The organism is Acidovorax sp. K2F (assembly GCF_025246485.1).
Classification (GTDB): domain Bacteria; phylum Pseudomonadota; class Gammaproteobacteria; order Burkholderiales; family Burkholderiaceae_C; genus Acidovorax; species Acidovorax delafieldii.
Map to the genome: position 1 here is coordinate 1 of NZ_JAOBSQ010000057.1, position 10,876 is coordinate 10,876.

8 protein-coding genes are annotated in these 10,876 nt (G+C 64.9%); 1 reads left to right on the plus strand and 7 read right to left on the minus strand.

What is annotated here, in order from left to right:
* Positions 1–82: 82 nt before the first annotated feature.
* The 7 genes from gshB to N4G42_RS22665 all read right to left on the minus strand — a co-directional run bounded on the left by gshB (position 83) and on the right by N4G42_RS22665 (position 10,267).
* A complete protein-coding gene (gene gshB, locus N4G42_RS22635; protein ID WP_056068102.1) occupies positions 83–1,039 on the minus strand; it encodes a glutathione synthase in 957 nt (318 codons plus the stop codon).
* A 52-nt stretch (positions 1,040–1,091) separates the two neighbouring features.
* Positions 1,092–2,279 carry a benzoate/H(+) symporter BenE family transporter gene (locus N4G42_RS22640; protein WP_260668812.1) on the minus strand — a complete coding sequence of 396 codons (1,188 nt, stop codon included), beginning with the start codon at positions 2,277–2,279 and terminating at the stop codon, positions 1,092–1,094.
* A gap of 171 nt (positions 2,280–2,450) precedes the next feature.
* A complete protein-coding gene (locus N4G42_RS22645) occupies positions 2,451–4,319 on the minus strand; it encodes a potassium transporter Kup (protein WP_260668813.1) in 1,869 nt (622 codons plus the stop codon).
* Positions 4,320–4,576: 257 nt separating this feature from the next.
* Positions 4,577–5,872 (minus strand): glutamate--cysteine ligase, encoded by a 1,296-nt coding sequence (gene gshA / locus N4G42_RS22650; protein ID WP_015016114.1) that lies wholly within the window; start codon positions 5,870–5,872, stop codon positions 4,577–4,579.
* 96 nt (positions 5,873–5,968) lie between these two features.
* Complete coding sequence (locus N4G42_RS22655; protein WP_260668814.1) at positions 5,969–7,435, minus strand: TrkH family potassium uptake protein; 1,467 nt, start codon at positions 7,433–7,435, stop codon at positions 5,969–5,971.
* Between the two features lie 27 nt (positions 7,436–7,462).
* A complete protein-coding gene (gene trkA, locus N4G42_RS22660) occupies positions 7,463–8,926 on the minus strand; it encodes a Trk system potassium transporter TrkA (protein WP_099731895.1) in 1,464 nt (487 codons plus the stop codon).
* Between the two features lie 60 nt (positions 8,927–8,986).
* Positions 8,987–10,267, minus strand: a complete 1,281-nt coding sequence (locus tag N4G42_RS22665) for a glutamate-5-semialdehyde dehydrogenase (RefSeq protein WP_260668815.1) — start codon at positions 10,265–10,267, stop codon at positions 8,987–8,989.
* 46 nt (positions 10,268–10,313) lie between these two features.
* On the opposite strand from N4G42_RS22665, the gene N4G42_RS22670 reads away from it, so the two are divergent.
* Positions 10,314–10,652, plus strand: coding sequence for a hypothetical protein (locus N4G42_RS22670; protein WP_260668816.1), 339 nt, complete (start codon positions 10,314–10,316; stop codon positions 10,650–10,652).
* Positions 10,653–10,876: the final 224 nt, after the last annotated feature.

Sequence of the window (10,876 nt, forward strand, 5' to 3'; positions counted from 1 at the left end):
TTCGACTATAGCACGGTTTACAACAGGCAGCAGGGTAAACCCAGGGATTGATCTAACAGTCCCTGTACACGAGACAAACCCCTCAACCACCAACGGCCGCAACCGCAGACTCCAAAGCGTCTACAAATAGGAAGGCCACATCGCAGCCTGTCTGATCAAAGATTTCCTGGAAGCAGGTCGGGCTGGTGACATTGATCTCTGTGACGCAGTCGCCGATCACATCCACGCCGGCCAGCAGCAAGCCACGCGACTGCAGCACCGGGCCCAGCGCTTCGCCAATCTCACGATCCCGCGCAGACAGAGGGCGAGCCACGCCCTTGCCGCCAGCGGCCAGATTGCCGCGCACTTCGCTGCCCTGAGGAATGCGCGCCAGGCAGAACGGCACAGGCTTGCCGCCGATGATGAGGACCCGTTTGTCGCCATCGACGATTTCGGGCAAAAACTTTTGCACCATCACGCTTTGCGCGCCGTGACGATTGAGGGTTTCGGTGATGCTCCCCAGGTTGAGGCCGTCTGAGCCCACACGGAAGATGCCCATCCCACCCATGCCATCCAAAGGCTTGAGGATGATGTCCTGGTGCTCTGCATGAAAGCGGCGAATGTCTTCCGCATCCCGGGTGACCAGTGTCGGTCCGATGAACTGTGGAAACTCCATGATGGCCAGCTTTTCCGGATGGTCCCGCAGAGCGCTGGGTTTGTTGAACACCCGGGCGCCATCGCGCTCCGCCTGCTCCAGCAGGTGGGTGGCGTAAAAGTACTCGCTGTCGAAGGGCGGGTCCTTGCGCATGAGCACCGCGTCGAAGTCGGCCAACGCTGCGCTGCGCTGCGGCTGGGCCTCGTACCAATGGGTGGAATCCCCCGTGAGGCGGACGTCCTGCACCCGTGCGGTGACCTTGCTGCCGCGCTGCCAGGTGATGTGCTGCGGTTCGCAGACCGTGAGGGTATGACCACGCCGCTGTGCCTCGCGCATCATGGCGAAGGTGGTGTCCTTGTAGATCTTGAAGCTTTGCAACGGGTCGGCGATGAAGAGCAGTTTCATGGTGTCGGGTCAAGGAATGGAGGAGGCCAGGGGCCCAGGCAGCCAAGGCGACTTACGCGCCGCTGGCCTGCGAACGCCTGTACTGTTGCACAAATAGCGCAATGCTGCCGGCCACCACGCCCCAGAAGGCCGAGCCCACCCCAACGATGACTACGCCACTGAGGGTGACGAGAAAGGTAATGAGTGCCGCCTCGCGGTGCGACTCGTCCTGCAGCGCCGCCGCCAGGCCGTTGCCAATGGTGCCCAGAAGCGCCAAACCCGCAATGGCCACCACCAGCTCTTTGGGAAAGGCGGTAAGCAGCCCGGTGATGACTGCGCCAAACAGACCGATCGCCACATAGATGGCGCCACATGCCACCGCGGCCGTGTAGCGCCGGCGGCGATCGGCGTGTGCCTCGGGGCCCATGCACATCGCGGCGGTGATGGCGCTGAAGTTGAGCGCAAACGCCCCGAAGGGCGCCAGCACCAGGGTGGCCAGACCCGTGAGCGTGATGAGCCGGGAGATGGGCAAGTTGTAGCCCGACGCCCGGATCACCGCCACCCCGGGCAGGTTCTGCGACGCCATGGTGACCACAAACAAAGGAATCGCCAGGCTGACGGCAGCCGCTACGCTGAACTGGGGCGCCGTGAAAACCGGCAGGGCCAGCTCCAGCTGCACCGCCGACCAGGCCATCTGCCCCTGGGTGGCCACGAACACCACCGCCATGGCGAGGGTGATGACCACCGCATACCGGGCAGCCAAACGGCGGCTCACCAGATACACCATCAACATCAGCAGCACCAAGGGCAATGCGGTCTGGGCTGCCGCAAACGCCTGCAGGCCAAAGCGGGCCAGCACGCCGGCCAGCAGGGCAGCGGCGATTTCCATGGGGATGCGGTTCATCACGCGCTCGAACCAGCCGGTGACGCCCGCCAGGGTGATGAGCAACGCGCTGATCATGAAGGCGCCGATGGCCTCGCCCATGCTGAAACCGCCCGCCAACCCCGCGGTGGCCAGCACGGCGGCGCCCGGAGTGGACCAAGCCACCATGACGGGCTGGCGCAAGATCAGCGAGGGCACCAGCGAACACAGTCCCATGCCCAGACCAAGCGCCCACATCCAGGACGTGATCTGCGCGGGTGTGGCCCCAAATGCCAGGGCGGCCTGGAAGACGATGGCCACCGAGCTGGTAAAGCCCACCAGCACCGCCACGAAACCCGCCACCGCCGCGGAAAGGCGCAGGTCTTTGAGAAATTGCATGGGCGCGATTCTGGCACCGCGCGCGCCCGGCGCTCAGGCAGGCCGTCAGCCCACTCCAAGAGCTACAGTATTAATAGCATCTCAGACAATGAGCACTAGCGCTACAAGGCAAAAACAGCGCAAAACCAGCCCGAGGCTCCGTCCCAGGCCAGGGGGAGCCCCCCCAGCCCGTCAGATCTCGATCTTGGAGCCCAGCTCGACCACCGCGTTATTGGGCAGGTGCAGAAAGTCGGCCGCGCCACTGGCGTTGTGGTGCATTTGGGCAAACAGCTTTTCGCGCCAAGGCGCCATGCCGCTGCCGATGGTGGGAATGACGGTGTCCCGCGACAGGAAATAGCTGGTGGTCATCGACTCCAACTCGCAGCCACGCCCACGCAGCAGCTCCAGCGCGCGGGGCAGGTCGGGGTCGTTCTTGAAACCGTAATGCACCACCACCTGCCAGCAGTCGTGCCCCAGCGATTCGACTTGCAGCCGCTTGTCCAGACCAATCCAGGGCGTCTCGTGGTTGTGCACGGTGACAAACAGGTTTTGCTGGTGCAGCACCTTGTTGTGCTTGAGGTTGTGCAGCAGGGCATTGGGCACCGCGCCGGTTTCGGCCGTCAGGAAGACGGCTGTGCCATCCACCCGCGTGGGCGGGCTGATGAAGATCGACTCCAGGAAGTCCTTGAGGTCGATGGCGTCGGCACGCAGCTTGTCATTGAGCAGGCGGCGCCCTTCCTTCCAGGTCATCATGAGCGAGAACACGATGCCGCCAATCATCAGAGGGAACCAGCCACCCTGGAACAGCTTGAGCAGGTTGGAGGCGAAGAACGCCAGGTCCACCACAAAGAAGCAGCCCGTGGCCGCAACGCACAGCGCCAGCGGATACCGCCAGCCGTAGCGGATCACGAAGAAGGTCAGCGTGGTGGTGATCAGCATGTCCAGCGTCACCGCGATGCCGTAGGCGGCTGCCAGATTGCTCGACGAGCGGAACATCACCACCGCCAGCACGATGGCCACGAACAGCCCCCAGTTGACCAGCGGCATGTAGATCTGGCCCGTGTCGCGCACGCTGGTGTGCTGGATGTTCAGGCGCGGCAGGTAGCCCAGCTGGATGACCTGCTTGGTCACGCTGAACGCGCCGGTGATCAGCGCCTGCGAGGCAATCACGGTGGCCATAGTGGCCAGGATCACCAAAGGCACCAGCGCCCAGTCGGGGGCCATCAGATAGAACGGGTTCTTGACGGCCTCGGGCTCGGCCAGCAGCAGCGCGCCCTGGCCAAAATAATTGAGGGTGAGCGCCGGCATGGCCACACCAAACCAGGCCATGCGGATCGGGCGCTTGCCGAAGTGGCCCAGGTCGGCGTACAAGGCCTCGGCGCCCGTCACGCACAGCACCACCGCGCCCAGAATGATGAAACTGGTGCCCGGGTTGGCCCACATGAAGCCCAACGCATAGTGCGGACTCAGCGCCCACAAGATCTCAGGGTGCCCCACGATATGCGACACGCCCAGCAGTGCGATGGTGACAAACCACACCAGCGTGATGGGACCAAAAAACTTGCCGATGCCGCCCGTGCCGCGCTTTTGCACGGCAAACAGGCAAAACAGCACCACCAGCGTGATCGGTATCACGTAGTGCTTGAAGTGATCCGACACCACTTCCAGCCCCTCCACCGCCGACAGCACCGAGATGGCCGGGGTGATGACGCCATCGCCGTAAAACAGTGAGGTGCCAAAAATGCCCACGGCCAGCAACACGCTGCGCAGCTGGGGCTTGTCTTTGACCGCCTGGGAGGCCAGGGCCAGCATGGCGATGAGGCCCCCCTCACCGTGGTTGTCGGCGCGCAGCACCAGCACCACGTACTTCAGGGAGACGATGACCGTGAGGGTCCAGAAAAAGATGGAGAGGATGCCGTAGATGTTTGCGGGCGTGAACGGCACATGGCCGGACCCGAACACCTCCTTGACGGCATACAGCACGCTGGTGCCGATATCGCCATACACAACACCGATGGCGCCCAGCGTGAGCGCTGCGAGCGATGACTTGGAGCTTTGCACTGACCACCCCCGCGCACTGGGCCTGACGGGGTTCCGTTACTTTTGGGAACGCTATTGTGCGCCTGAGCCAGATCAAGCGATTGGAGGCGAAACCCCATGTTGCGACGCAGCAACTTGCCCTTGGCAACCGGGCGCGGGCGTGGCATGCGGGACCACCGCACTCCCCCGCAGGCCCGCTGTGCAGCGTCGCCGAGAGGGCGCAGACGTTGAAACCCGGTGCCCCCAAGACCCGCAAGGGGCCCCAGAGACCCTGGTTTTCAGTCGTACACCTCGGCGTCGGGGTTGGTGGCCTCCAGCTCGTAGCTGGCCGCCAGCATCGCCAGCCGGGCCACCACGCCGTACATATAGAAGCGGTTGGGCGCGCTAACACCCGGGCGCACGCCAGGCTGGGGCATGTGGGTGCTGTGTTCAAAGGCCAGGGGCACAAAGCTCGCGCCGGGGGCGTTGAGGTTCTCATCCACACCCCGCTCGGCGTGCATGCGGTAGAAGCCCCCCACCACGTAGCGGTCCATCATGTAGACCACGGGCTCGGCCACGGCATCGTTCACGCGCTCTTGCGTCAGCACCCCTTCCTGGATGATGACTTCGCTCACCGGCTGGCCGTCCTTGATCACGGCCATCTTGTTGCGCGTCTTGCGGTTGACCGCGTCCAGCTCCTTGGCGTCGCGCACGGTCATGATGCCCATGCCGTAGGTGCCGTTGTTGGCCTTGACGATCACGAAGGGCTTTTCGTTGATGCCGTATTCCTTGTACTTGCGGCGCACCTTGGTCAGGAGTGCGTCCACGCTGGTCTGCAGCTGGTCCATACCCGTGCCCTCGGCAAAGTCCACCTCGCCGCACTGGCTGTACATGGGGTTGACCAGCCAGGGGTCGATGCCCAGCATCTTGCCAAAGCGCTTGGCCACCTCTTCGTAGTTCTTGAAGTGTGTGCTCTTCTTGCGCACGCTCCAGCCGGCGTGCAGCGGGGGTAGCAGGTACTGCTCGTGGATGTCTTCCAGAATGCCGGGGGCGCCTGCGGTGAGGTCGTTGTTCAGCAGGATGGTGCAGGGGTCGAAGTCCTTGAGCCCCAGGCGGCGCTTGGTGCGCACCACGGGCTCCAGGGTCACGGTGTCGCCGTTGGGCAGCTCGATCAGCGTGGACTTCTTGATCTCGGGGCTGATGGAGCCGACCCGCACGTTGAGGCCCGCCATGTTGAAGATGCGCTGCAGCTGCACCACGTTGGACAGGTAGAACGTGTTGCGCGTGTGGTTCTCCGGAATGATCAGCAGGTTGCGCGCTTCGGGGCAGATCTTCTCGATGGCAGCCATCGCAGCCTGCACGGCCAGGGGCAGCATCTCCTTGGTCAGGTTGTTCCAACCGCCCGGAAACAGGTTGGTGTCGACCGGGGCCAGCTTGAAACCCGCATTGCGGATGTCTACCGACGTATAGAACGGCGGGGTGTGTTCCATCCACTCCAGCCGGAACCAGCGTTCGATGGCGGGCATCGAGTCGAGAATGCGCTGTTCGAGTTCGTTGATCGGCCCGGTGAGGGCCGTGATGAGATGCGGAACCATGGAAAGCCCTCGGGAAGCGATTGCGGTGAATTGTAGGATGTGGGGTCAGGCCGGGTTTTCGCAAGTCACCCCGGTGCAGCCACTGCCCTGCCACCCCTACCGGCGCCAGAACGCCGGGGTCAGCAAGGCCATGAAGCTCAGAATCTCCAGTCGCCCCAGCAGCATGGCCAGGGTGCATACCCAGATCTGGAAATCGGTGAGCACCGCATAGTTGGACGCGGGCCCCACGCTGCCCAGGCCCGGCCCCGCACAGTTGACGCTGGCCAGCACCACCGAAAACGCCGTCACCGGGTCCAGGTCTGTCAGCAACATGACCATGCTCAGCCCAAAGACCGTGCCGCCATAGACCAGCATGAAGGCCAGCACCGAGAAGATCACCCGGTTGTCCACTGCAGCGCCGCCCAGTTGCACCGGCTGCACGGCGCGCGGGTGCACCAGGCGGTTCATCTCGCGGCGCGCCTGCTTGACGAGGATAAGCATGCGGACCATCTTGATGCCCCCGCCCGTCGAGCCCGCACTGGTGGCCACACCCGACAGCAGCAGCATGAACACCGGCGCAAACACGGGCCATGCCAGGTAGTCCACCGTGGCGTAGCCGGTGGTGGTGGCCAGCGACACCAGATTGAACATGCCATGGCGCAGCGCGTCCAGCGGCGCATACACACCCTTGGCCCACAACAGCAGAGCCACCAGCAGACCGCCGCCAATCAGCGTCACCAGCGTGGCCCGCAGCTCCGGGTCGCGCCAGAAGCCGCCCCACTGGCCCTTGCGAATGGCGACGAAGTACAGCGCAAAATTGCAGCTGGCCACCAGCATGAAGAAGATGCAGATCGCCTCCAGCAGCGGCGACTGAAAGTACCCAAAGCTCAGGTCGTGAGACGACAGCCCGCCCAGGCTCACGGTGGTGAACATGTGCATCAACGCATCCAGCGGCCCCATGCCCCCGGCCCAGTAGGCCAGGCCACACAGCACGGAGAACAGCGCATACACCCCCCAGAGCCCCTTGGCCGTGCCGGTCATGCGTGGCGTGAGCTTGGTGTCCTTCAGCGGCCCCGCCGCCTCGGCCTTGAACAGCTGGCTGCCCCCCACGCCCAGCAGCGGCAGCACGGCCACGGCCAAAATCAGGATGCCCATGCCACCCATCCACTGCAAAAAGGTGCGCCACACATTCACCGACACCGGCAACGCATCCAGGCCCGCAAGCACGGTGGAGCCCGTGGTCGTCAGCCCCGACACCGCCTCGAAGTAGGCGTGCGTGAACGACAGCGGGTGCCCGGTGTAGTGCCCGGCCAGCATCAGCGGCAGCGCGGCCGACAGGGGCAGCAGCATCCACACCAGAGAGACCAGCATCACGCCGTGGCGCGGCTGCAGCTCCTGCCGGAACAGCCGCAACCGCCACCACAGCCACGCGCCCGCCAGCATCGTGGCGCCCATGGACAGCGGGTACACAAACCAGACGCCGTCGCGCGTCCACAGCGAGACTGCCAGCGGCAGGCCCATGGACAGCGAGAAGATCATGACCAGAATGCCCAGCACGCGCAGAACGGGAAACATGTCCGTCATGGGGGTCTCGCGCAGCTCGGTGCCAGGTCAGAAAAAAGTCGCGCTCACGCGGAAGAGCTTTTCCACATCGCGCACCAGCCGCTTGTTGGGCAGGAAGAACACCACATGGTCATTGCTCTCGATCACCGTGGCGCTGCGCGGGATGATGACCTCGGGCTCGCGCAGATCGGCAGCGGATGCACCCGTGGTTTCCGAAGCGTCAGGCAGACCGCGCACGATCAGGCCGATGTGCACATCGCGCGGCAGTTGCAGATCGCTGACCTTGCGGCCGACCACGCGCGAGCTCTTGCGGTCGCCGCGCGCCACGATCTCCAGCGCCTCGGCCACCCCACGTCGCAGGCTGTGCACGGCCTGTACGTCGCCCTGGCGCACATAGGCCAGCAGCTCGCCCAGCATGGCCTGCGCGGGCGACAGCGCGATGTCGATCTGCGTGCCGTGCATCAGATCGGCATAGCTGCGCCGGTTGATGAGGGCCAGCACCCGGCTCGCGCCCATGCGCTTGGCCAGCAGGCAGGACATGATGTTGTCCTCGTCGTCGTCGGTGAGCGCGAGGAACAGGTCCACCTCCTCGATGCCTTCGTCACCCAGCAGGTCTTCGTCGGTGGTGTCGCCCTGCAGCACCAGCACCTCAGGCGGCAGGGCAGATGCCAGCTCCACGCAGCGGTCCGCATGGTCCTCGATGATCTTGATGTGAAAACGCCCGCCCGCCTGGCTGAGCTGCCGCGCCAGCCGCAGACCCAGCCGGCCGCCGCCCGCAATCATGATGCGGCGCACAGGCTGGAGCTGCTGGGATGCCGGGCGGTGCAGAGCGGCCAGCACGTTGGCGATGTGCTCGTGCGCGGCCAGCACGAACACCTCGTCCCCCGGCTCGACGCGCGTGCGGCCGTCGCAGGCGATGAAGCGGTCAGGCTCGTCGGGAAAGCGCCGGTAGATGGCCACCATGCGCATCGCCAGCTCCGGCGCACTCTCGCGCAGCGCGCCGATGGAGTGGCCCACCATCGGCGCCCCCACACGCGCCCGCACCGACACCAGGCATGCGCGGCCCCCGGCAAATTCGCGCACCTGCATGGCCTCGGGGTACTCGATGAGCTTGCCGATGTAGCGGGTCAGCGATTCTTCGGGGCAGATGATGCGGTCCACCGCAAACCCCTCGGGGCCCACCAGCCGCTCATGGGCCTCGAAGCCTGTGGACCGCACCCGCGCGATGCGCTTGGGGATGTTGAACAGCAGCTGCGCGATCTTGCAGCACACCAAATTGGTCTCGTCCTGCGCAGCGCAGGCGATCAGCAGGTCGGTGTCCTCGGCCCCCGCCTCGGCCAGCACGGCAGGCTCGATGCCGTTGCCCACCACCCCGCGCAGATCAAACCGCGACTCCAGGTCGCGCAGGCGCGCGGCGTCGGTGTCGATGACGGTGATGTCGTTGCGCTCGGACACCAGGCTGTCTGCCACGCTCTGGCCCACGCGGCCGGCGCCGAGGATGATGATTTTCATATGAAATAGGCCGCAAGCGCTAGTCGAACATGCGCCAGCAGCTATCGTTTCAGGAGCGCATCAGGCCCGCACCTCACCTTCGCCCAGCACCACGTACTTGAGCGAAGTGAGGCCTTCAATGCCCACCGGGCCGCGCGCATGGAACTTGTCGGTGCTGATGCCGATTTCGGCGCCCAGGCCGTACTCGAAACCGTCGGCAAACCGCGTGCTGGCGTTCACCATCACGCTGGCCGAATCCACCTCGCGCAGGAACTGCTGGGCATGCATGTGGTCGCGCGTCAGGATGGCATCGGTGTGGTGGCTGCTGTAGCGGTTGATGTGGGCGATGGCTTCATCCACCCCCGCCACGATCTTCACGCTGATGATCGGGGCCAGGTATTCCTCGCTCCAGTCCTGCTCGGTGGCGGGCACCAGGTGGGCACCCGCCACCGATTGCAGAATCGCCAGCGACTCGGGGCAACCGCGCATCTCCACGCCCTTGGCGGCGTACACCGCGCCGATCTGGGGCAGAAAATCTGCCGCCACGCCACGCGCCACCAGCAGGCCTTCGCTCGCGTTGCAGGGGCTGTACTTGTTGGTCTTGGCGTTGTCGGCCACCTTGACGGCCATCGCGATGTCGCAGGGGTCGTCCACATAGGTGTGGCAGTTGCCGTCCAGGTGCTTGATCACGGGCACCTTGGCATCGCGGCTGATGCGCTCGATCAGGCCCTTGCCGCCGCGCGGGATGATCACGTCCACAAACTGCGGCATGGCAATGAGCTGGCCCACGGCCTCGCGGTCGGTGGTCTGCACCAGCTGCACCGCGTCCTGTGGCAGGCCCGCCTCGACCAGCGCCTGCTGTACCAGCTTGGCCAGCGCCTTGTTCGAATCAATGGCCTCCGAGCCGCCGCGCAGGATGCAGGCGTTGCCACTCTTGATGCTGAGGCTGGCCGCCTCGATGGTGACGTTGGGACGGCTCTCGTAAATCATGCCGAACACCCCAATCGGCACGCGCATCTGCCCCACGCGGATGCCGCTGGGCTGCTGCTTCATGCCGAGGATCTCGCCAATGATGTCGGGCATGGCGGCCAGCTGCTCGCAGCCCTCGGCGCAGGTCTCCAGCACCTTGGGGGTAAGCTTGAGCCGGTCCACCATCGGGCCCGCCAGCCCATTGGCCACGGCGCGCTCCAGGTCTTTGGCATTGTCGACCTGCAGCGCCGTCACGTTCTCGCGCAGCAACCGGGCCAGCGCCTTGAGCGCTTTGTTTTTGATAGCTGCTGGCGCTTTGGCCATCAGCGCAGAGGTCGTTTTTGCCTGGAGACCGAGGGAGTGCGTGTATTCAGCGACGTTGAGGGCGTTCATCCGGCGATTTTGCCGCACTTGGTATCGGCCCGGTGGGCGCGGGCCCATGGCTGCTTTACCCTCGGGTGTATCACCCATCCTGGCCCCGCCCGGCTACGCCATGACCGACACCGCCCACACCCAGCTCACCACCTTCACCCAGGCCCTGCAAGCCTTTGAACGCGGCGACCACACCGCCGCCACCCTGAGCACCCTGGCCCGCGAGCAAACCACCCTGCTGGCCGCCCTGCCCCCGCGCTACAGCGAAGTGCTGCTGAACCTGCTGGACCGACTGGAATCGAGCGCGCTGTTTTCGGAAGAAAGCTGCTCGTTCAGCCAAAAGGACCTGGTGGCGAACTTGACGATGTGGGCTGAAAAAGCACAGGGCACATTGAACGCTGGCTGACCACTCCGGGGCCGAGCAACGCGACGGCCCGAGTGGCTGTTCGTTTCCCATCCCCTCTGTATGCGCCGAGGAGCGCAGCGGCCAGCGGGTCAGGGCTCGCGACTGTCTGAGCGCAGCGAGTTTGAGCGAGACCCCGCTGGACGCGAGCACCGCAGGTTGCCCGAAGCGAAGCGCAGGGACGCAGACAGTGGGGTCGCCTTTCTTTTGGGTACTTTTCTTTGGAA